Annotated in this window: 24 protein-coding genes; all 24 read left to right on the top strand. The window is 71.8% G+C overall.

Going from position 1 to position 21,543, the window contains the following annotated elements:
• A complete protein-coding gene (locus tag H0E84_RS16095) occupies positions 1-381 on the top strand; it encodes a response regulator (RefSeq protein ID WP_180679668.1) in 381 nt (126 codons plus the stop codon).
• Positions 378-1,808: a sigma-54 dependent transcriptional regulator gene (locus tag H0E84_RS16090; RefSeq protein WP_180679667.1), complete on the top strand. Its 1,431-nt coding sequence runs from the start codon at positions 378-380 to the stop codon at positions 1,806-1,808. Before H0E84_RS16095 ends, H0E84_RS16090 begins: the two co-directional genes overlap by 4 nt.
• An 82-nt stretch (positions 1,809-1,890) precedes the next feature.
• Positions 1,891-2,271, top strand: a complete 381-nt coding sequence (gene fliE, locus H0E84_RS16085; RefSeq protein ID WP_180679666.1) for a flagellar hook-basal body complex protein FliE — start codon at positions 1,891-1,893, stop codon at positions 2,269-2,271.
• Between the two features lie 20 nt (positions 2,272-2,291).
• Positions 2,292-3,971, top strand: a complete 1,680-nt coding sequence (gene fliF, locus H0E84_RS16080; protein ID WP_180679665.1) for a flagellar basal-body MS-ring/collar protein FliF — start codon at positions 2,292-2,294, stop codon at positions 3,969-3,971.
• Positions 3,972-3,981: 10 nt separating this feature from the next.
• Positions 3,982-4,971, top strand: coding sequence for a flagellar motor switch protein FliG (fliG, locus tag H0E84_RS16075; protein ID WP_257644265.1), 990 nt, complete (start codon positions 3,982-3,984; stop codon positions 4,969-4,971).
• Positions 4,968-5,576 carry a FliH/SctL family protein gene (locus tag H0E84_RS16070; protein WP_180679663.1) on the top strand — a complete coding sequence of 203 codons (609 nt, stop codon included), beginning with the start codon at positions 4,968-4,970 and terminating at the stop codon, positions 5,574-5,576. Before fliG ends, H0E84_RS16070 begins: the two co-directional genes overlap by 4 nt.
• Positions 5,573-7,012, top strand: a complete 1,440-nt coding sequence (gene fliI, locus H0E84_RS16065) for a flagellar protein export ATPase FliI (RefSeq protein WP_180679662.1) — start codon at positions 5,573-5,575, stop codon at positions 7,010-7,012. Before H0E84_RS16070 ends, fliI begins: the two co-directional genes overlap by 4 nt.
• Positions 7,009-7,461: a flagellar export protein FliJ gene (fliJ, locus tag H0E84_RS16060; protein WP_180679661.1), complete on the top strand. Its 453-nt coding sequence runs from the start codon at positions 7,009-7,011 to the stop codon at positions 7,459-7,461. The genes fliI and fliJ overlap by 4 nt, the downstream gene beginning before the upstream one ends.
• Positions 7,461-8,606, top strand: a complete 1,146-nt coding sequence (locus tag H0E84_RS20245) for a flagellar hook-length control protein FliK (protein WP_219339785.1) — start codon at positions 7,461-7,463, stop codon at positions 8,604-8,606. Before fliJ ends, H0E84_RS20245 begins: the two co-directional genes overlap by 1 nt.
• 551 nt (positions 8,607-9,157) lie before the next feature.
• Positions 9,158-9,649: a flagellar basal body-associated FliL family protein gene (locus tag H0E84_RS20555; RefSeq protein ID WP_180679660.1), complete on the top strand. Its 492-nt coding sequence runs from the start codon at positions 9,158-9,160 to the stop codon at positions 9,647-9,649.
• Between the two features lie 7 nt (positions 9,650-9,656).
• Positions 9,657-10,667 (top strand): flagellar motor switch protein FliM, encoded by a 1,011-nt coding sequence (gene fliM, locus H0E84_RS16045; protein WP_180679659.1) that lies wholly within the window; start codon positions 9,657-9,659, stop codon positions 10,665-10,667.
• Positions 10,664-11,002 carry a flagellar motor switch protein FliN gene (gene fliN / locus H0E84_RS16040; protein WP_180679658.1) on the top strand — a complete coding sequence of 113 codons (339 nt, stop codon included), beginning with the start codon at positions 10,664-10,666 and terminating at the stop codon, positions 11,000-11,002. Before fliM ends, fliN begins: the two co-directional genes overlap by 4 nt.
• On the top strand, positions 10,999-11,400 hold the full coding sequence (gene fliO, locus H0E84_RS16035; protein ID WP_180679657.1) for a flagellar biosynthetic protein FliO: 402 nt from the start codon (positions 10,999-11,001) through the stop codon (positions 11,398-11,400). The genes fliN and fliO overlap by 4 nt, the downstream gene beginning before the upstream one ends.
• A 1-nt stretch (position 11,401) precedes the next feature.
• Positions 11,402-12,163: a flagellar type III secretion system pore protein FliP gene (gene fliP / locus H0E84_RS16030; RefSeq protein ID WP_180679656.1), complete on the top strand. Its 762-nt coding sequence runs from the start codon at positions 11,402-11,404 to the stop codon at positions 12,161-12,163.
• 129 nt (positions 12,164-12,292) lie between these two features.
• Positions 12,293-12,562 (top strand): flagellar biosynthetic protein FliQ, encoded by a 270-nt coding sequence (locus H0E84_RS16025; protein WP_180679655.1) that lies wholly within the window; start codon positions 12,293-12,295, stop codon positions 12,560-12,562.
• The gene (fliR, locus tag H0E84_RS16020; protein ID WP_180679654.1) at positions 12,562-13,356 is read left to right on the top strand and encodes a flagellar biosynthetic protein FliR; all 795 of its coding nucleotides are present in this window, start codon (positions 12,562-12,564) and stop codon (positions 13,354-13,356) included. Before H0E84_RS16025 ends, fliR begins: the two co-directional genes overlap by 1 nt.
• Before the next feature lie 100 nt (positions 13,357-13,456).
• Complete coding sequence (flhB, locus tag H0E84_RS16015; protein ID WP_180679653.1) at positions 13,457-14,596, top strand: flagellar biosynthesis protein FlhB; 1,140 nt, start codon at positions 13,457-13,459, stop codon at positions 14,594-14,596.
• 17 nt (positions 14,597-14,613) lie between these two features.
• Positions 14,614-16,671: a flagellar biosynthesis protein FlhA gene (gene flhA / locus H0E84_RS16010; protein WP_180679792.1), complete on the top strand. Its 2,058-nt coding sequence runs from the start codon at positions 14,614-14,616 to the stop codon at positions 16,669-16,671.
• 181 nt (positions 16,672-16,852) lie between these two features.
• Complete coding sequence (gene flhF / locus H0E84_RS16005) at positions 16,853-18,307, top strand: flagellar biosynthesis GTPase FlhF (RefSeq protein WP_180679652.1); 1,455 nt, start codon at positions 16,853-16,855, stop codon at positions 18,305-18,307.
• Positions 18,294-19,151: a P-loop NTPase gene (locus tag H0E84_RS16000; RefSeq protein WP_180679651.1), complete on the top strand. Its 858-nt coding sequence runs from the start codon at positions 18,294-18,296 to the stop codon at positions 19,149-19,151. Before flhF ends, H0E84_RS16000 begins: the two co-directional genes overlap by 14 nt.
• A complete protein-coding gene (locus tag H0E84_RS15995) occupies positions 19,148-19,903 on the top strand; it encodes an RNA polymerase sigma factor FliA (RefSeq protein ID WP_180679650.1) in 756 nt (251 codons plus the stop codon). The genes H0E84_RS16000 and H0E84_RS15995 overlap by 4 nt, the downstream gene beginning before the upstream one ends.
• A gap of 39 nt (positions 19,904-19,942) precedes the next feature.
• A complete protein-coding gene (gene cheY, locus H0E84_RS15990) occupies positions 19,943-20,335 on the top strand; it encodes a chemotaxis response regulator CheY (RefSeq protein ID WP_180679649.1) in 393 nt (130 codons plus the stop codon).
• Entirely contained in the window at positions 20,335-20,943 is a 609-nt protein-coding gene (locus tag H0E84_RS15985) for a protein phosphatase CheZ (protein ID WP_180679648.1), read from the top strand. Before cheY ends, H0E84_RS15985 begins: the two co-directional genes overlap by 1 nt.
• 2 nt (positions 20,944-20,945) lie before the next feature.
• A partial coding sequence (locus H0E84_RS15980) for an Hpt domain-containing protein (RefSeq protein ID WP_180679647.1) occupies positions 20,946-21,543 on the top strand: 598 nt, incomplete at its 3' end.

Raw genomic sequence — 21,543 nt, 5'->3', positions numbered from 1 at the left:
ATGAACGACATCACCGTACTGCTGGTCGACGACCACGAGGGCTTCATCAACGCCGCGCTGCGCCACTTCCGCAAGGTCGAATGGCTGCAGGTGGTGGGCACCGCCGGCAACGGCCTGGAGGCGATCGAGCGCTCGGAGGCGCTGCGCCCGGCGGTGGTGCTGATGGACCTGGCGATGCCGGAGATGGGCGGCCTGCAGGCCACCCGGCTCATCAAGGCCCAGGACGATCCGCCCTACATCGTGGTCGCCAGCCACTTCGACGACGCCGAGCACCGCGAGCACGCGATGCGCGCCGGCGCCGACAACTTCGTCAGCAAACTCTCCTACATCCAGGAAGTCATGCCGATCCTGGAAAGCCTGCACAGAGGTGAAGCGTCATGAGCGAGCCCCGCATCCTGGTGATCGACAACGACGCCGAGCGCGCCGAGCGCGTCTGCACCCTGCTCGAGTTCATGGACATGAAGCCGCGCTGGGTCGCGGACATCGCCGACATCCCGACCGAGCGCCACCGTCCCGGCGACTGGATGGCGCTGCTGGTCGGCGGACTCGAGGATGGCGACGCCGCACGCGGCTTCTTCGCCTGGCTGTCGGCATCGACGCTGCCGCCGCCGGTGCTGCTGCTGCAGGACGAGCCGGCCGCGTTCGCCAAGGCCCAGGGCCTGCACGAGGCCGGGATCTGGGCGCTGGACCAGCCGCTGCGCCACGCCCAGCTGGAGGCGCTGCTGCGCCGCGCCAGCCTCAAGCGCCTGGACGCCGAGCACCAGGCCGGCGTCGACCAGGGCGGCGGCCCCACCGGCGACAGCGCCGCGGTGCAGCGCCTGCGGCGGATGATCGACCAGGTCGCCGGCTTCGACACCACCGTGCTGGTGCTGGGCGAGTCCGGCACCGGCAAGGAGGTGGTGGCGCGCGCCGTCCACCAGCAGTCGCCGCGCCGCGACGGCCCGTTCGTGGCGATCAACTGCGGCGCGATCCCGCCCGAGCTGCTGGAAAGCGAGCTGTTCGGCCACGAGAAGGGCGCCTTCACCGGCGCCCTGACCGCCCGCAAGGGCCGCTTCGAGATGGCCGAGGGCGGCACCCTGCTGCTCGACGAGATCGGCGACATGAGCCTGCCGATGCAGGTCAAGCTGCTGCGGGTGCTGCAGGAGCGCTGTTTCGAGCGCGTCGGCGGCAACCAGACCATCAAGTGCAACGTGCGGGTGATCGCCGCCACCCACCGCAACCTCGAGGCGCGGATCGGCGACGGCCAGTTCCGCGAGGACCTGTTCTACCGCCTCAACGTGTTCCCGATCGAGATGCCGTCGCTGCGCGACCGCCGCGACGACCTGCCGGCGCTGGTGACCACCATCGCCGCGCAGCTCGGGCGCAGCGGCCGGGGCGAGGTGCGGTTCGCCTCCGAAACCCTGACGGTGCTGGCCGGCTACGCCTGGCCCGGCAACGTGCGCGAGCTCGCCAACCTGGTCGAACGCCTGGCGGTGCTCAACCCCGGCGGCCTGGTGCGGGTGCAGGACCTGCCGCAACGCTATCGCGAGCACGTCGCCGACGCGCCCGCGCCGGCGCCCGCCGCGGACGCGGAGCCAGTGCCGGCCGCGGCTGCCGCGGGAACGGCCGCCGGCCTGCCCGAGGACGGCATCGACTTGCGCGACCACATGGCCCGGATCGAGCTGACCCTGATCCGCGAGGCGCTGGAGCGCACCGAGGGCGTGGTGGCGCACGCCGCCCAGCTGCTGGGGCTGCGCCGCACCACCCTGGCCGAGAAGCTGCGCAAGTACGGGATCGAGCGCGAGAGCGGCGAGCTGGCCGAGGCCTGAGGCCGCGCCGTCATGATCCCGGCGCGGTCGCGGCACGCGAATTGCATCGTCCAGCGCGACGCCACCGTGTCCCGGTCAACCCATGAGCTACTCGGTCGATTCCGTCCTCTCGCAGATCCGCAGCTACCAGACCCAGATGGGCCAGGCCGTGCCGCCACGGGTGGCCGATGCCCCTCGCGGCGACGCGATCGGCGGTCTCGCCGGGGTCGGCGCGCCGGGCCAGGCGCAGCAGCCGGGGCGCGCCAGCTTCGGCGAGACCCTGCGCGGGGCGATGGAGGGGGTGAACAACGCCCAGCAGCGGACCGGCGAACTGGTCCGGGCGTTCGAGCTGGGCGAGCCGGGCGCGGACCTGGCCAAGGTGATGGTCGCCGCCCAGCAATCGCAGGTGGCATTCCGCGCCACCGTAGAAGTGCGCAACCGACTGGTACAGGCGTACCAGGACGTCATGAACATGCCGCTGTAACCGACCGGATCTGATCGCACATGGCCATTTCGCTTTCCAGGGACACGCTCGACGCCGGCAAGACCGGCGACAAGGCGGTGCAGATGCTCGACCGGCTGCAGCAAATGCAGCTGGCGCAGCGCCTGGGCAAGATGCTGCTGCTCGCCGCCGCCGTGGCGATCGGGCTGATGGTGTTCTTCTGGTCGCAGAAGCCGCAGTACACCCCGCTGTACGCCGGCCTGGACGCGCAGGCGACGTCCGAGGCCGCCGACCTGCTGCGCGCCGCGCAGATCCCGTTCCGCCTCGACCAGGCCAGCGGCGCGATCTCGGTGCCGGAGGAGCACGTCCACGACGCCCGGCTGAAGCTGGCCGGGTCCGGCGTGGCCGACAACGGGCGCCTGGGCTTCGAGCTGATGGAGCGCGATCCCGGCTTCGGCGTCAGCCAGTTCGTCGAGACCGCACGCTACCAGCACGCCCTGGAAACCGAGCTGGTGCGCACCATCGGCACGTTGCGCTCGGTGCGCGACGCCCGCGTGCACCTGGCCATCCCCAAGCCCAGCGCCTTCACCCGCCAGCGCGAGGTGGCCAGCGCCTCGGTGGTGCTGGACCTGCGCAGCGGCGCCCGCCTGGAAGGCAACCAGGTCGACGCCATCGTGCACCTGGTGGCCTCCAGCATCCCCGACCTGGCCCCGGAACGCGTCACCGTGGTCGACCAGAGCGGCCGCCTGCTCAGCAACTCCGGCGGCGACAGCGAATCGGCGCTGAGCGCGCTGCAGTTCGAGCAGGTGCGGCGCCAGGAAACCTCCTTCAACCAGCGCATCCGCGAGCTGCTCGAGCCGATGACGGGCCCCGGCCGGGTCAACGCCGAGGTCACCGTGGACATGGACTTCTCGGTCAGCGAGGAGGCGCGGGAGATGTTCAACGCCGACCCGGCCAAACTGCGCAGCGAGCAGGTCAGCGAGAACTCGACCGCCGGCATCGACGGGCCCGAGGGCGTGCCCGGCGCCGCCAGCAACGTGCCCGAGGCCGCGCTGGCCGCCGGCGCGGAAGCCGCGGCCGAGGCCGCGGAACCCGCCGCCGCACCGCGCGACGTCTCGCGCAGCGCCACCCGCAACTTCGAGCTCGACCGCACCCTCCAGCACACCCGCCAGCCGCCCGGCCGCATCCGCCGCGTCAGCGTCGCGGTCCTGGTCGACCACGTGCCGCGCGCCGGCGCCGAGGGCAAGGCCGAACTGCAGCCGCTGAGCGAGCCAGAGCTGCAGCGCATCGAGGCGCTGGTGCGCCAGGCGGTCGGCTTCAGCGAGGAGCGCGGCGATACCGTGTCGGTGATGAACGCGCCGTTCGTGCGCGAGCAGGCCGACGACGTCGACACCGGCGGCAACTGGTGGCAGGAACCGCAGGTGCGCGACATCGCGCGGCTGGCGGCCGGTGCGCTGGTGGTCGTGGCGCTGCTGTTCGGCGTGGTGCGCCCCGCGGTGCGGCAGATCAGCGACCCGGGCCCGGGCAAGCGCAAGGCCGCCACCGAGCAGGCGAGCGTGGTCGAGGACGAGGTGCCCGGCCTGGCGGAGGACACGGCGAAGATCGCCGCGACCCAGCCGATCGCCCTGCCCTCCGATGCCTACGACGATCGCCTGCGTCATGCGCGCGAGGCGGTGAAGACCGATTCCAAGCAGGTCGCCCAGGTGGTGAAGGGATGGTTGGGCAATGAAGCCGCAGTCTAGTACCTCCGACATGACCGGCGTGCAGCGCGCCGCCGTGCTGCTGCTCTCGCTCGGCGAGGCCGATGCCGCCGAGGTGCTCAAGCACATGGCCGCCAAGGAAGTGCAGAAGCTCGGCCTGGCGATGGCCACCATGAGCGGCGTGACCCGCGAGCAGGTGCTCGGGGTGATGGACGACTTCAAGGGCGAGCTGGAGCGCCAGACCTCGCTCGGCGTCGGCGCCGACGACTACATCCGCAACGTGCTGATCCAGGCGCTCGGGGCCGACAAGGCCGGCGGGCTGATCGACCGCATCCTGCTGGGGCGCAACACCACCGGGCTGGACACGCTCAAGTGGATGGACCCGCGCGCGATCTACGATCTGGTCCGCAACGAGCACCCGCAGATCATCGCCATCGTGCTCTCCCACCTGGACAGCGACCAGGCCGCCGAGACCCTGCAGCTGATGCCCGAGCGCACCCGCGCCGACGTGCTGCTGCGCATCGCCACCCTCGACGGCATCCCGCCGAACGCGCTCAACGAGCTCAACGAGATCATGGAGCGGCAGTTCGCCGGCAACCAGAACCTGAAGTCGTCCAATGTCGGCGGGATCAAGGTGGCCGCCAATATCCTCAACTTCATGGACTCGGGCCAGGACCAGTCGATCCTGGGGGCGATCAACAAGGTCGACCAGCAGCTCGGCCAGCGCATCCAGGACCTGATGTTCGTGTTCGACGACCTGGTCGATCTCGACGACCGCGAGCTGCAGATCGTGCTGCGCGAGGTCAACGGCGAGCGCCTCGGCATCGCCCTGCGCGGCGCCGACACCAAGGTCCGCGACAAGATCACCAAGAACATGTCGCAACGCGCGGCCGAGATCCTGGTCGAGGACATGGAGGCGCGCGGGCCGGTACGGCTGTCCGACGTCGAGGCGGCGCAGAAGGAGATCCTGGCGATCGTGCGGCGTCTGTCCGACGAGGGCGCCATCGCCCTGAGCGGCGGTGCCGCCGAGGAGCTGGTATGAGCGCTGCGGTGCGCTGGCTGGCGCCGGCGATGGATGCCGCGCCGGATCCGGCCCGGTTCGAGGAAGAGATCCCGCGGCCGCCGAGCCTGCAGGAGATCCAGCAGATCGCCGAGGACGCGCGCCGCGAGGGCCACGAAGCGGGCCTGGAAGCCGGGCATGCGGAAGGCTATGCCCAGGGCCAGGCCGAAGTGCGGCGGCTGACCGCGCAGATCGAGGGCATCCTCGACAATTTCTCGCGCCCGCTCGCGCGGCTCGAGGACGAGGTGGTCGCCGCGCTCGGCGACCTGGCGGTACGCATCGCCGGCAGCCTGGTCGGGCGCGCCTACCAGGCCGACCCGATGCTGCTCTCGGAGCTGGTCGGCGAGGCGGTCGACGCCGTTGGCGGCGCCGGCCGCGATGTCGAGGTGCGCCTGCACCCCGACGACATCGCTGCATTGACCCCGGTGCTGTCGCTGATGCCGGCCACGCGGCTGGTCGCCGACCACGCCCTGGCCCGCGGCGACCTGCGCCTGCACGCCGAGAGCGTGCGCATCGACGGCACCCTGGATGCACGCCTGCGCGGCGCGCTCGAGACCGTGATCCACCGCGCCGGGGCGCGCGCATGAGCGCCGCCACGCCTGCCGCCGTCCGTAGCGGCACCGCGATCCCGGCCGACTGGCTGGCCGCGCGCAACCTGCGCCTGGCCACGCGCCTGGGCGCCACCGGTCCCGACCCGGCCGCCGGCCGCGGCCTGATCCGCGAGGGCATCCTGCGCCGCGCGGTCGGCCTGACCCTGGAGGCGGTCGGCTGCGAAGCGCCGCTGGGCGCCACCTGCCGGGTCGAGGTCGCCGACGGCGGCTGGGTCGACGCCGAGGTGGTCGGGTTCGCCGGCGAGCGGATCTACCTGATGCCCAGCGCCGAGCTGCACGGCCTGCTGCCCAACGCCAGGGTGGTGCCGCTGCGCCGGCGCGGCCGGGTCGAGGTCGGCGAAGGCCTGCTGGGCCGGGTGATCGACAGCGACGGCGTGCCGCTGGACGGCAAGGGGCCGCTGCGCTCGGAGGCCACCGTGGGCCTGGCCGGACAGACCATCAACCCGCTGGCGCGCGAGCCGATCATCCAGCCGCTCGACGTCGGCGTGCGCGCGATCAACGCCCTGCTGCCGATCGGCCGCGGCCAGCGCGTCGGCCTGTTCGCCGGCTCCGGCGTCGGCAAGTCGACGTTGCTGGGCATGATGACCCGCTACACCGCCGCCGACGTGATCGTGGTCGGCCTGATCGGCGAACGCGGCCGCGAGGTGCGCGACTTCGTCGAGAGCACCCTGGGCGAGGAAGGCCTGCGCCGCGCGGTCGTGGTTGCCGCTCCGGCCGACCGTCCGCCGCTGGCGCGCCTGCAGGGCGCCTACCGCGCCACCGCGATCGCCGAATGGTTCCGCGACCAGGGCCTGAACGTACTGCTGCTGATGGACTCGCTGACCCGCTTCGCCCAGGCGCAGCGCGAAATCGGCCTGTCGGTCGGCGAGCCGCCGACCACCCGCGGCTATCCGCCGTCGGTGTTCGCACGGCTGCCGGCACTGGTGGAACGCGCCGGCAACGGCGCCGCCGGGCGGGGCTCCATCACCGCCTTCTACACCGTCCTCACCGAGGGCGACGACCCCCAGGACCCGATCGCCGACGCCGCCCGCGCCATCCTCGACGGCCACATCCTGCTGTCGCGGCGGATCGCCGATGCCGGCCTGTACCCGGCGATCGACGTCGAAGCCTCGGTCAGCCGCGTGGTCACCGAGATCGCCGACGAGGCCTGGCGCGGGCGCATCCGTGCGCTCAAGCGCCTGGTTTCGGCCTACAACAGCCATCGCGACCTGATCGCCATCGGCGCCTACCAGCGCGGCGGCGATCCGGCCGTGGACGAGGCGCTGGAGCGCTGGCCCGAGATCATGGCCTTCCTCGGCCAGGACGTCGCCCACGCTGCCGACCTCGGCCACAGCCGCGACGCGCTCGCCCGCCTGCTCGAACCGGCGCCGCCCGCGGCGCCATCCGCTTCAACCGAGGAAGTCCCCGCATGATGCAGTCCCGCCGGATCGACCCGCTGCTGCTGCGCGCGCAGGAGCAAGAGGACGCCATCGCGCGCGATCTCGCCGAACGCCAGCGCGCCCTGGCGCTGCACGAGCAGCGCCTGGAGGAACTGCGCCGCTATGCCGACGAGTACGGCAGCAACGGCAGCGCGGCGACCAGCCCGGCGCAGCTGGCCAACCACCGTGCGTTCCTGGAGCGCCTGGAGAGCGCGGTGGAACAGCAGAGCCGCACCGTCGACAGCAGCCGCCGCACGGTCGAGGTGGAGCGCACCCGCCTGCTGCTGGCCAGCCGCGACAAGCAGGTGCTCGAACAGCTCGCCGCCAGCTACCGGACGCAGGAACGCCAGGTCGACGAACGCCGCAGCCAGCGCGAAATGGACGATCTCGGCGCGCGCCGCATGCGCGCGCAGGCGATCGCCGCCAACGAAGGAAACCAGTGATGAACATGCCCGGCTTCGATCCGGCCGCGCAGGCGGCCACCGGCGCGGCGCGCGGTCCCGGCGCGCACCGGGGCGGTAGCGGCGACGGTGCGCCCAGTCCGTTCGCGCGCATGATCGAGCGCGGACCGGAGCGGCGGCCGTCCGCCGGCGGCGACAACCGCGCGGCGCAGCAGCGCCCGCACGATCCGGCCCGAGCCGGTGCGCGCGACGATGGCCCCGGCGGCGCCGGCGACCCGGCACGCCCCGCTGCCACGCACGACGACGAGAGAGCCGACGAGACCGCAACCGACGCCGCCGCGGCCGCCAATGCCGCGCAGCCGTGGCCGCCGCAGGGGCTGGCAGCGCTCGGGCTGGTCGCCCTGGCGCCAGCCGGCGCGGCGGACGCGGCCGCCGGAGTGGAGCTCGACGCCGATGCCGCTGCCGTCGCGTGGGCGCAGTTGGCCGCGACCAACGCCGACGGCGATGCAGAGGCTGCAGTCGCCCCGGCAGTCCCCGCGCTGACGGCGCGGCAGCCCCCTGCGCCGGGCGTCCTCGCCGCCACCGCGCAGATGCAGCCGGCTCCACAGGCCGCGCCCGTTGCCGCCCCGGCGGCGCCCCCGGTGGCGTTCGAACCGCTCTTGCTCGCCGACGGCGGGGGGGATGGAGAGGCGCCGCCGCCCAGCTTCCTGGTCGCGCCGGCAACCCCGGTACAGGCGGCGCGCGAAGCCCCCGCGGCGCTCGCGCCGCCGCCCACCCCGACTCCGAACCTGCACGGCGACGACTTCGCCGAAGCCGTCGGCGCGCGCCTGCACTGGCTTGCCGACCAGAAGGTCGGCCACGCCCAGATCCGCATCACCCCGCACGACCTCGGCCCGATCGATGTGCGGATCCGCCTGGATGGCGATCGCGTCAGCGCCGATTTCAGCAGCGCCCAGGCCGAAGTGCGCCAGGCGCTGGAGGCGAGCCTGCCGCGCCTGCGCGAGATGCTCGGCGCCCACGGCTTCCAGCTCGCCCACGCCGACGTCGGCCAGCAGTCGCGGCACGACGGCGCCACCGCGCGTGAGCGGGGCGACGCTACCGGCGGCGGCGGCGGCGAGGATGGTGCGGCGCAGCCGCCATTGCCGGCGATGCCCGCTTCTCGCGGACTCGTCGACGCCTACGCGTGACGCACGCATCAGGCGGTCCCGCAGCGGCGGCCTCGGCGCACCGGCGGAAGGCCGAGGCGGCTCGTCCGTAGGAGCGGCCCATGGCCGCGAAGCCGCGGGAGGTTCCAGCCGGGGTGGCGGCGCTCCCGGGTGTCGCTGACCGCGCCGGCCTTCGCGTGCATGGCACGCTCCTGCAGGTACAGGCCTCTCCGTCCAGGTGGACGCCCACCCGTCGGCTCGAGCGACCGCGGCCCTGTAGGAGCGGCCCATGGCCGCGAAAGCCGCGGGTGGCTTCGTCCGAGTTGGCGGTGATTCCCGGCGTGGGCGACCGCGCCGGCCTTCGCGTGCATGGCACGCTCCTACACGGGAGGCCATCCGCCGTCGGCGCGCGCTGCGACGGCCGCCGCCGCGTCGGGATTCCGGCGCGCCGAACGCCTCCGGTACCGCGGCGCCTCCTGGGCGAGAACCCGAAAACGAGGATTTCCGCCCGCGGCCGCGGGCCGCCGGATTTCCGCCGCCGTCGCGGCACGCCGATTGCATCTGTCTGGCGTACCCCGCAACGAGACCCCGACGTGGCCGCAGCCGCAGACACCGCCAAACCCGAGACCGCCGCCCCGAAGAAGGGCAGCCGCAAGCTGCTCGTCATCGCCGCCGTCGCCGTGGCCGTCGCCATCGCCGCCGGAGCCGCCTGGTTCCTGTTCGCGCGCGGCGCCGGAGCCGACCCGGCCGCGGCCCTGCCCGCCCCGGCGCAGTATTTCCCGCTCAACCCGCCGTTCGTGGTCAACCTCTCCGGCCCCGCTAACGGCCCGCGCTACCTGCAGGTCGAGGTGCAGCTGATGACCCGCGACCCGGTCGCGTTCGCCGCGCTGGAGCAGCACGCCCCGGCGATCCGCGCGCACCTGCTGATGCTGTTCTCGCAGCAGACCAGCGCCGGCATCGCCGACCGCGCCGGCAGGGAACGCCTGCAGGCCGCGGCGCTGGCCGAGGTGCAGCAACTGCTCGAGGCCGAGACCGGCCGCCCCGGCGCCGACGCGCTCCTGTTCACCAGCTTCGTCACCCAGTAGGCACTCCATGAGCAACGACCTGCTCTCCCAGGACGAGATCGACGCGCTGCTCCACGGCGTGGACTCTGGCGTCGTCGATACCGAGCCGGAGCCCGCCCCCGGCGAGGTCGCCTCGTACGACTTCGCCAGCCAGGACCGCATCATCCGCGGCCGGATGCCGACCCTGGAGATGGTCAACGAGCGCTTCGTGCGGCTCTGGCGCATCGGCCTGTTCAATCTGATCCGTCGCTCCGCCGACCTGTCGGTGCGCGGCATCGAGCTGGTCAAGTTCGGCGACTATCTGCACCAGCTCTACGTGCCCACCAATCTCAACCTGATCCGCTTCAAGCCGCTGCGCGGTACCGGGCTGATCGTGTTCGAGCCCAAGCTCGTCTTCAGCGTGGTCGACAACTTCTTCGGCGGCGACGGCCGCTACCCCACCCGGATCGAGGGGCGCGAGTTCACCCCGACCGAAATGCGGGTGATCCAGCTGATGCTCAAGCAGACCTTCGCCGACCTGGCCGAGGCCTGGGCGCCGGTGCTGGACGTGCAGTTCGAGTACATCAACTCCGAGGTCAACCCGCACTTCGCCAACATCGTCACCCCGCGCGAGTACGTGGTGGTCAGCCGCTTCCACGTCGAGCTGGAAGGGGGCGGTGGCGAGATCCACGTCACCCTGCCCTACTCGATGCTCGAGCCGATTCGCGAGCTGCTCGACGCCGGCATCCAGAGCGACCGCATCGACCGCGACGACAGCTGGAACGAGATGCTGCGCGAGCAGCTGCAGTCGGCCGAGGTCACCGTCTCCAGCGTGCTGGCGAAGAAGCGCATCGACCTGCGCCAGCTCACCCGCCTGAAGGTCGGCGACATCCTGCCGATCGACCTGCCGCGTCACGTGCCGGTGTGCGTGGAGAACATCCCCGTGTTCACCGGAGAGTTCGGCACCGCCAACGGCAACAACGTCGTGAAGATCGTCGCCACCAAACCGCCCGGCACCGAGCCGGCGCGCCTCCCAGACACCCAGGAATCGCAAGCATGAGCCCCAACGACGCCATGGCGGCCAGCCCCGCCCAGTTCGACGACCTGCAGCCCGACGCCGGCGGCGAGGCCCAGGACCTGAGCCTGGACATGATCCTCGACGTGCCGGTGGCGCTGTCGCTGGAAGTCGGCCGCACCCGCATGCCGATCCGCAACCTGCTGCAGCTCAACCGCGGCTCGGTGATCGAGCTGGAGCGCGGTGCCGGCGAGCCGCTCGACGTCTACGTCAACGGCACCCTGATCGCCCACGGCGAGGTGGTCGTGATCAACGATCGCTTCGGCGTGCGCCTGACCGACGTGGTCAGCCCGAGCGAGCGGATCCGGAGGCTGCGGTGATCCTTGCCGCAGCCACGACCGCGGCGCCGGCCGCCGTCAAGGTCGGTGCCCACGCGCCCTCGGGCCCCGGCCTGGTCGGCGGGTTCTTCGCCCTGGTGCTGGTGCTCGGCCTGATCGTCGGCCTGGCCTGGCTGCTCAAGCGCATGCCGGGCGGCGGCTTTCGCCAGGCCGACGGGCTACGTATCGTCGCCAGCCTGCAGCTCGGCGCCAAGGAGCGCGCGGTGGTGGTGCAGGTCGGCGACGACCAGCTGCTGCTCGGCGTCGGGCCCGGCTCGGTGAGCACCCTGTACCGGCTCGCGCAGCCGCTGCCCGAGCCTGCGCCGGCGCAGATGCCGCAGTTCAAGAAACTTCCCGACTTCTCCCAGCTGCTGGCCCAGCGGCTGCGCAAGGATTCCTGACATGTTCCGCCGCTGGCCGATCGCCCTCTCCGGGCTGCTGCTGTTCGCCCTGCCGCTGCTGTCGCTGGCGGCGCCCGCCGCCGCGCCGCAGCTGCCGGCGCTGCCCGACATCACCGTGGCCAACATCGGCGAGCAACCGGTGAGCCTGCCGCTGCAGACACTGCTGGTGATGACGGCGATCACCCTGATCCCGTCGATGCTGCTGGTGCTCACCGCGTTCACCCGGATCATCATCGTGCTCGGCCTGCTGCGGCAGGCGCTCGGCACCGGCCAGACGCCCTCCAATCAGGTGCTGGTGGGTCTGGCGCTGTTCCTCACCGCGCTGGTGATGACCCCGGTGTGGGAGCAGGCGTGGAGCGCCGGGTTCGGCCCCTATCTCAACGGCGAGATCGACTTCCGCGCGGCCTGGACCCTGGGCAGCGAGCCGCTGCGCAACTTCATGCTGGCTCAGGTGCGCGAGACCGACCTGATGACCTTCGCCGGCCTGGCCGGCCACGACACCTACTCCGGCCCCGCCGACGTACCGTTCCAGGTGCTGGTGGCCTCGTTCGTCACCAGCGAGCTGAAGACCGCCTTCGAGATCGGCTTCCTGATCTTCATCCCGTTCATCATCATCGACCTGGTGGTGGCGAGCGTGCTGATGTCGATGGGCATGATGATGCTCTCGCCCATGCTGGTCTCGGCGCCGTTCAAGATCCTGCTGTTCGTGCTCGTCGACGGGTGGGTTCTTACCGTCGGCACGCTGGCGGCGAGTTTCAACTGAAGCTAGCGGGAATGGGGAATCGGGAATCGTGAAATCCAACGAATTCCACCATCTCCTTCCGATTCCGATCACCGGCTTCGCGCTCGTTTTCCGATTTTCCATTCCCGATTCCCGATTCCCGGCCCTTCGATGACTCCCGAACTCGCCCTCACCGAACTTCGCCTCGGCCTGCAGGTTGCGCTGTGGGTCGGCGGTCCGCTGCTGATGACGGTGCTGGTGGTCGGCGTGGTCGTCGGCGTGGTGCAGGCGGCCACCCAGCTCAACGAGCCGACCATCGCCTTCATCGCCAAGGCGGCGGCACTGACCGCGGCGCTGTTCGCGCTCGGCAGCTTCCTGCTGATCTATCTGGTCGACTACACGGTGACGCTGTTCCAGCGGATCCCGCACCTGATCGGCTGATGGACACCGCCACCGCCATGGCCATCGATGGCCAGCAGGCCTTCGCCATGATCGGGGCGCTGCTGTGGACGGGCCTGCGCGTCGGCGCGCTGCTGATGGCGATGCCGCTGATCGGCACCCGCGCGCTTCCCGCGCGGATCCGGGTGCTGGCATCGCTGGCGCTGGCCGCGGCGCTGGCGCCGATCCTGCCGCCGGTGCCCGACTGGACCGGCTTCGACGCGGCCACGGTGCTGACCGTCGCCCGCGAGCTGGCGATCGGCGTGGCCATGGGATTCATGCTGCGGCTGGTGTTCGAGGCCGGGGCCCTTGCCGGAGAACTGATCTCGCAGGGCACCGGGCTGGCGTTCGCGCAGATGAGCGACCCGCTGCGCGGGGTCAACTCCGGCGTGATCGGGCAGTGGTTCTACATGGCGTTCGGGCTGCTGTTCTTCGCCGCCAACGGCCATCTGGCGATGATCGCGCTGCTCGTGCGCAGCTACGAGGCGTTGCCGATCGGCGTCGGCCTGCCCGACACCCAGGCGATGCTGGAGGTGGCGCCTGCGTTCTTCTCCGCCGTGCTGCGCGGCGCGCTCGGCCTGGCGCTGCCGGTGATGGTGGCGATGCTGGCGTCGAACCTGGCGTTCGGGGTGCTGGCGCGCGCCGCCCCGGCGCTCAACCCGATCCAGCTGGGATTGCCCGTGGCGGTGCTGCTGGGCATGTTCCTGCTGGCGCTGCTGGCCGGCGAACTCGGGCCGCCGGTGCAGCGGCTGTTCGACCAGGCGTTCGAGGCCTCCGGTCGCGTCTACGCCCCCTGAGCCGCCCGCCATCGGCGGCGCGCCGCCCCGGGGCATGCCGCGACGGCACGGGCCTTGCACGGTGGAGTGACCCCTCCCCTCCCCTGCAGGACGCCCGGCGATGGCCGAGAACGAGAACGGCCAGGAAAAGACCGAACAGCCCAGCGAAAAACGCCTGCGCGAGGCGCGCGAGAAAGGCGATGTGCCGCGCTCGCGCGAACTGGGCACCGCCGCGGTGTTCGGCGGCGCGGTGCTGGCGCTGCTGGGCGGCGGCGGGATGATGGCGCGCGGCGCGCTGGAATGGATGCGGGCCGCGCTCAGCCCGGACCTCGGCCTGCGCGACGCGCCCACCGAAATGTTCGGCCACGCCGGGCTGCTGCTGCTGCGGCTGCTGCTGGCGATGGCGCCGCTGATGGCGGTGGCGGTAGTGGCCTGTTTCGCCGCACCGGTACTGATGGGCGGCCTGAACTTCGCCAGCAAATCGCTGGTGCCGGACTTCAAGCGTCTCAACCCGCTGGCCGGGCTCAAGCGCATCTACGGGCCGGAAGGCCTGGCCGAACTGCTCAAGTCGCTGTTGCGCGTGCTGCTGGTCGGCAGCGCCGCCGCGCTGTGCATGTGGCCCGGCGTGCACCTGCTGCGCTCGATGCTCAACCAGCCGCTCGAGCAGGCCGCAAGCAGCGGCCTGGGCTTCGCCCTGACCATGATGCTGGCCACCGCTGCGGCGCTGGCGCTGCTGGGCTCGATCGACGCGCCCTACCAGAAGTGGAACTGGCGGCGGAAGCTGAAGATGACCCGCCAGGAACTGCGCGAGGAAATGAAGGAGCTGGAGGGCAAGCCCGAGGTCAAGGGCCGCATCCGCCAGTTGCAGCAACAGATGTCGCAGCGGCGGATGATGGAGGACGTCCCCACCGCCGACGTGATCGTGGTCAATCCGACCCACTACGCGGTGGCCCTGAAATACGAGGGCGGCAGCATGCGCGCCCCCCGGATCGTGGCCAAGGGCGTCGACGAGATGGCGCTGCGCATCCGCGAGGTCGGCGAGCGCCACCGGGTGGCGCTGGTCTCGGCGCCGCCGTTGGCACGGGTCTTGTATCGGGAAGGCCAGATCGGCCAGGAGATCCCCGTGAAGCTGTACGCCGCCGTCGCCCAGGTGCTGTCCTACGTCTACCAGCTGCGCAACTGGCGCCCCGGCGCCGGCCCGCAGCCGCAGTTGAACGACGTCGAGGTCGACGAGCACGGCGGCGGGGCGGCGCCGCGATGAGCGCCGCCGCCCCGCCGATGGACGCCCGGCGCATCCTCGACATCCTGCGCCAGGGCCTGGGCGCGCCGCTGCTGGTGCTGGCGCTGCTGGCGATGATCGTGGTGCCGCTGGCCACGCCGGTGCTCGACGCGCTGTTCAGCTTCAACATCGCGCTGTCGCTGGTGGTGCTGCTGGCGGTGGTCTACGTGCAGCGGCCGCTGGACTTCAGCATCTTCCCGATCGTGCTGCTGGTGACCACCATGCTGCGGCTGGCGCTCAACGTCGCCTCGACCCGGGTGATCCTGCTCAACGGCCACGATGGCAGCGCCGCCGCCGGCAACGTGATCGAAGCTTTCGGCGAGTTCGTGATCGGCGGCGACTACGCGGTCGGGCTGGTGGTGTTCGCGATCCTCACCATCATCAACTTCGTGGTGGTCACCAAGGGCGCCGGACGCGTGTCCGAGGTCACCGCCCGCTTCATCCTCGACGCCATGCCCGGCAAGCAGATGGCGATCGACGCCGATCTCAACGCCGGCATGCTGACCCGCGAAGAAGCCAAGGCGCGCCGCGAGGAAGTGCGCCAGGAAGCGGACTTCTACGGCGCGATGGACGGCGCCAGCAAGTTCGTCCGCGGCGACGCCATCGCCGGCATCCTGATCCTGTTCATCAACCTGATCGGGGGCCTGGCGATCGGCGTGCTCAGCCACGACATGTCGATGGGCGACGCCGCCAGCACCTATGTGCTGCTGTCGATCGGCGACGGCCTGGTAGCGCAGCTGCCGTCGCTGCTGGTGTCCTCGGCGGTGGCGCTGCTGGTCACCCGCGCCTCGCGCAGCCAGGACATGGGTGGCGCGGTCACCGGCCAGGTGTTCGGCCAGTACCGCGCCTTGGCGATCGCCGCCGGCATCCTGCTGGTGGTCGGCCTGGTTCCGGGGATGCCCAACGTCGCTTTCCTGACGCTGGCGGCGCTCACCGGCTATGCGGCCTGGAAGATGCGGCGACGGACCCTCGACGCCGAGCAGGCCGCCAACGATCCGGCGCTGCCGGCACCGGAGCAGTCCGGCCCCGCGGAGCTGGGCTGGGACGAGCTGCGCCCGGTCGATCCGCTCGGCCTGGAGGTCGGCTACCGCCTGATCCCGCTGGTGGACAAGGCCCAGGGCGGCGAACTGATGGCCCGGATCAAGGCGGTGCGCCGCAAGCTCACCCAGGACATCGGTTTCCTGATTCCCCCGGTCCACATCCGCGACAACCTCGAGCTACCGCCGTCCGGTTACCGCATGCTGGTACACGGCGTGCCGGTGGCCACCGCCGAGGTCCATCCCGACCGCCTGCTGGCGCTCGATCCGGGCGGCGCGTTCGGCGCCATCGAGGGCGTGCCCGGCAAGGACCCGGCGTTCGGGCTGGACGCGGTCTGGATCCAGCCGCACCAGCGCAGCCACGCCGAGTCGCTCGGCTACACCGTGGTCGACCCGGCCACGGTGATGGCCACCCACCTGTCGCACCTGGTGCGCGAGCAGGCCCCGGAGCTGCTCGGCCACGAGGAGGTGCAGCAGCTGCTCGCCACCCTGGGCAAGAGCGCGCCGAAGCTGGTCGAGGACCTGACCCCGAAGGCGCTGCCGCTGTCGGTGGTGGTGCGGGTGATGCAGAACCTGCTGATCGAGCGCATCCCGCTGCGCCAGCTGCGCCGCATCGTCGAGTCGCTGGTGGAGCATGCCGCGCAGAGCCAGGAGCCGGCCCAGCTCACCGCCGCCGTGCGCACGGCGCTGGGCCGCTTCATCGTCCAGGAGATCACCGGCATGGCGCCGGAGCTGCCGGTGTTCACCCTGGCGCCGGCGCTGGAACGGGTCTTGCAGGATTCCGCACAAGGCTCCGGCGCCGCGCTGGAGCCCGGCCTGGCGGAACGGCTGCAGCAGAGCCTGGCCGACTGCGCGGGCAGGCAGGAAGCCAGCAACGAGCCGGCGGTGGTGCTGGTTCCCGCGACGGTCCGTGCGGCGCTGGCGCGCCTGGTCCGCCACAGCGTGCCCTCGCTCTCGGTGCTGGCCTACACGGAAGTTCCCGAGGACAAGCGGTTGAAGCTGGTCGGGACGATCAGTTGACAGGGCCGGGAATCGTGAATCGGGAATGGGGAATCGTCAGAGCGCTCCCCGCGAATAGGAAGAGAACAGTGATCGCAACCATAGCCAAGCAACCGACCCGAGGCGGGGTCCTCCACCGAAGTCCGGCGCGACCCGCTTGTTCCATTCCCGATTCCCGATTCCCCATTCCCGGCCCTACCTCATGAAGATCAAACGCTTCGTCGCCCAAGACATGCGCACCGCGCTGCAGATGGTGCGGGCCGAGCACGGCCCGGACGCGGTGATCCTGTCCAATCGCCGCACCGACGACGGCGTGGAAATCGTCGCCGCCAGCAACTACGACGAGGCGATGGTGCAGCGGGCTCTCGACACGGCGCGCAGCGAGCCTGCCGCGCCGCAGGCCACGGCGCCGCAACGGGCGGTGTTTCCGCTCCCCGACACCGCGCCGGTGGACGCGTTCGCAGCGCTGCGCGGCAGGGACGCGGCGCCGGCCGCCGCGGCGATGCCGCAGCCCCGTCCCGCGCCGCCGCCTGTCCGCTCCGTGGATCCGGCTCCCGAATTCGCCGCCGCGCTCGCCGCTGCCCGTGTGCCCACGGCCGCAGACGTCGCCTCCGCTCCGGTGCACGCCCCGGCCGACGTCCCGGCGCCGGCCTTCGCCGATGTCCCGGCGGCGCCGGCCCCGCAGCCGGTCGAAGCAGCCGCGCCGACGCCCGTCGCTGCGCCCGCGCCGCCGCCGGTCTCGGCCGCGAGCGACGAGCAGCTGATGGAGATGCGCAACGAGCTGTCGCAGATGCGGCAGATGATCGAGCGCGAGATGGCGCGCCTGACCGACGAGCGGCTGCGCGGCTCGCCGGTGCGCGCCCAGGCGATGGAGCTGATGGACGACTACGGCTTCGACGCCGGGATCACCCGCGACGTGGCCCTGCAGATCCCCGCCGACACCGAGGCCCATCGCGGCCGCGGGCTGATGCTCGGGCTGATCTCCAAGCGCCTGCCGATCTGCCCGGTCGATCCGCTGCACGAGGCCGGGGTGATCGCCCTGGTCGGTCCCACCGGCGCCGGCAAGACCACCACCATCGCCAAGCTCGCGGCGCTCTACGCTTCCCAGCACCAGGCCCGCGACGTCGCCCTGGTGACCACCGACACCACCCGCATCGGCGGCCGCGAGCAGCTCTACAGCTATGGCCGCCAGCTCGGCATCGCGGTGCACGAGGCCGACAGCGAGGCCGGCCTGCTGCAGCTGCTGCAGCGCCTGCAGGACTACCGGCTGGTGCTGGTCGACACCGCCGGCCTCAGCCAGCGCGACCGCGCCCTGGCCGGTCAGCTCAACTGGCTGCGCGCCGCGCGCCAGGTCCGCACCCTGCTGGTGCTGCCGGCCAACTCGCACCACGCCGATCTCGACGAGGTGGTGCGCCGGTTCCACGGTGCCAGGCCCCAGGGCGTGGTGCTGACCAAGCTCGACGAGACCGGACGGCTGGGCAGCGCCCTGTCGACCGTGGTCGACCACGAGCTGCCCCTGACCTGGATCACCGACGGCCAGCAGGTGCCCGGCGATCTGCATCGCGCCAACGCCGCCCACCTGGTACTGCGCCTCGAGGATCTTCGTCGCGCCGCCGACCGCCCCAACTCCCCGGAGCTCGACCATGTCGTCGCCTGAGTCCCGTCGTTTCGACGCCCCCGCCATGCAGCCGATCCGCACCCTGGCGGTGACCGGCGGCAAGGGCGGCGTCGGCAAGACCAATGTCTCGGTCAACCTGGCCGTCGCCCTGGCCGAGCTCGGCAAGCGCACCCTGCTGCTCGACGCCGACCTCGGCCTGGCCAACGTCGACGTGCTGCTGGGGCTGTCGCCGCAGTACACCCTGGCCGACCTGGTCTCGGGGCGTTGCAGCCTGGAGCAGGTGTTGATCGAAGGCCCGGCCGGCCTGCTGGTGGTGCCGGCCGCCTCGGGGCGGCGGCACATGGCCGAGCTGCGGCCGGCCGAGCACGTCGGCCTGGTCAACGTGTTCAGCGATCTCGAGCGCGACCTCGACGTGATGGTGGTCGATACCGCCGCCGGCATCACCGACAGCGTGCTGACCTTCTGCCAGGCCGCGCAGGATGCGGCGATCGTGGTCTGCGACGAGCCGGCCTCGATCACCGACGCCTACGCCCTCATCAAGGTGCTGTCGCGCGAGCGCGGCGTGAACCGAGTGCAGGTGATCGCCAACATGGTGCGCAGCCAGAACGAGGGACGCGCGCTGTACGACAAGCTGTCGCGGGTCTGCGAGCGCTTCATCGGCGACGTCTCGCTGAACTATCTCGGTGCGGTGCCGCAGTGCGACTGGCTGCGCCTGGCGGTGCAGCGCCAGCAGGCGGTGGTCCGCGCCTACCCCGCAAGTCCGTCCGCGCGCGCGCTGAGCGAGATCGCCCGCCGCGCCTCCCGCTGGCAGGCGCCGGCGGCCCCGCGCGGGAACGTCGAATTCTTCGTCGAACGCATGATCAGGCAGGGAGCTCCGGCATGAACGTCGCCGCCCAGCAATACAAAGAAGTCCAGCGCGCCACCGCCGGCGACTACGTCGCCAGCCATTCGGAACTGGTGCGCCGCATCGCCCATCACCTCGCCGCGCGGCTGCCCGCCAGCGTCGAGGTCGACGACCTGATCCAGGCCGGCATGATCGGCCTGATCGAGGCTTCGCGCAGCTACGACGCCGACCAGGGGGCCTCGTTCGAGACCTACGCCTCGATCCGCATCCGCGGCTCGATGATCGACGAGATCCGCCGCGGCGACTGGGTGCCGCGCTCGGTGCACCGCCGCGCCCGCGAGGCCGCATCCGCGGTGCGCAGCATCGAGCAGGAAACCGGCCGCGCCGCCAGCGCGCAGCAGGTCGCGGCGCGCATGGACATGCCGCTGCCCGAGTACCAGCGGCTGCTGGAGAACGCCGCGCGCGGCCAGGTGCTGAGCCTGGATTCGCACATCGACGACCACGGCGAGGTCGAGACCAGCGCGCGCGGCGGCCCCACCCCGGAGCGGGCCCTGGAGCGCAGCGAATTCGGCCGCGAACTGGCCGGCGCCATCGGCCAGCTGCCCGAGCGCGAACAGCTGGTGCTGTCGCTGTACTACGAGCAGGAACTCAACCTCAAGGAGATCGGCGCCGTGCTCGGCGTGAGCGAGTCGCGCGTGTGCCAGATCCATGGCCAGGCGGTACTGCGGCTGCGCGGACGCCTGAAGGCGTTCGAGGCGACCGACGCCGGCCTCGGCGGCGACGACGACTGATCCTTCCTGCCTGCACCCCTTTCAGTACTGGAGCCTCAAGTGAACAAGAACATGCGCATCATGATCGTCGACGACTTCTCGACGATGCGCCGGATCATCCGCAACCTGCTCGCCGATCTCGGCTTCACCAACACCGCCGAGGCCGAGGACGGCCACAGCGCGCTGGCGGCACTGCGCCAGGCGCCTTTCGACTTCGTGGTCACCGACTGGAACATGCCGGGCATGACCGGCATCGACCTGCTGCGCGAGATCCGCGCCGACGCGGCGCTGCGCGCGCTGCCGGTGCTGATGGTGACCGCAGAGGCCAAGCGCGAGCAGATCATCGAAGCCGCGCAGTGCGGCGTGAACGGCTACATCATCAAGCCGTTCACCGCGCAGACTCTGGAAGAGAAGCTCTCGAAGATCTTCGAGCGGCTGGGGGCGGCCGCGTGATGGACACCGTCAACGAACATGCCGCCCTGATCGAGCGGCTCCGAACCGCGCTCGAGGCGCTGGAAAGCGGCGACGAGGCCGCGTGGCGCCGCGAGGTGGACGTCCTGGCCAAGGCGCGCGCGCGCCCGCTGGTGCGCGGACTGGGGCGCCTGGCCCGCGAACTGGACGAGGCGCTGGGCGAGCTGCCGGCCGCCGGGGCCGCCACCGCCGGCGAGCTCGACGACGCCTGCGCGCGGCTGGACCACGTGGTGGCGATGACCGAACTTGCCAGCCACCGCACCCTCGACCTCACCGAGGCCTGCCGCGGCCTGGTCGAGCAGCTGCGCCAGACCGGCCTTGCCCCGGCCCAGGAGGAACTGGTGACCCAGATCCGCGGGCAGCTGGGCGAGATGGCCCTGGCGCAGAGCTACCAGGACCTGACCGGGCAGATCATCCGCCGGGTGGCTTCGATCGTGCGCCGCGTGCACGAGGGCTTCGGCGCGCTGGGGCTTCCGCCGAAGCCGGACGCGGACGCCACCCGCGCCAGCGGCCCGGCCCTGCCCGGCGTCGACCGCCACGGCGTGAGCCAGGACGACGCCGACGAACTGCTGTCGGGGCTGGGGCTGTAGCGATGAGCGCGATCTCCCCGGACATCGCCGCGGACTTCATCGTCGAGGCGCGCGAATTGCTCGACCGGCTCGGCGAGCAACTGGTCGCGCTCGAGCAGGATCCGGGCGATCGCGAGCAGCTCAATGCCGTGTTCCGCGCCTTCCACACCCTCAAGGGCGGCGCTGGCTTCCTCGGCATCGAACCGATCGTGGAACTGTGTCATGCCGCCGAGGAGACCCTGGGCGCGGTGCGCAGCGACAAGGCGCGCCTGGAAGAGCGTCATTTCGATGCCGCCCAGCAGTCGATCGACTGGCTGCAGGCGATGCTGGACGCGGTCTCCGCCGGCGCGGCGCCGCAGCACGCGCCGCCGGCACTGATCGCGCAGTTCGGCCTGGCCGCTGCGCCGGCACAGCCGCAGGCGGCCGCCGCGTCGCCGTCGGGCGGCGGAGACCTGATCAGCGACGACGAGTTCGAGGCGCTGCTCGATCAGCTGCAGGGCGCGCCCGCGGCGGCACCGCCGCCTGCCCCTGCGCCGTCGGCGGACGCGATGATCGAGGACGACGAATTCGAGGCCCTGCTCGACCAGCTGCATGGCGGCGCGGCACCCGGCACCGCCCCCA

The organism is Luteimonas salinisoli, from assembly GCF_013425525.1.
Taxonomy (GTDB): Bacteria; Pseudomonadota; Gammaproteobacteria; order Xanthomonadales; family Xanthomonadaceae; genus Luteimonas; species Luteimonas salinisoli.
The sequence above is the reverse complement of the archived record's forward strand: the minus strand, read 5'-3'. Positions and strand labels throughout refer to the sequence as shown.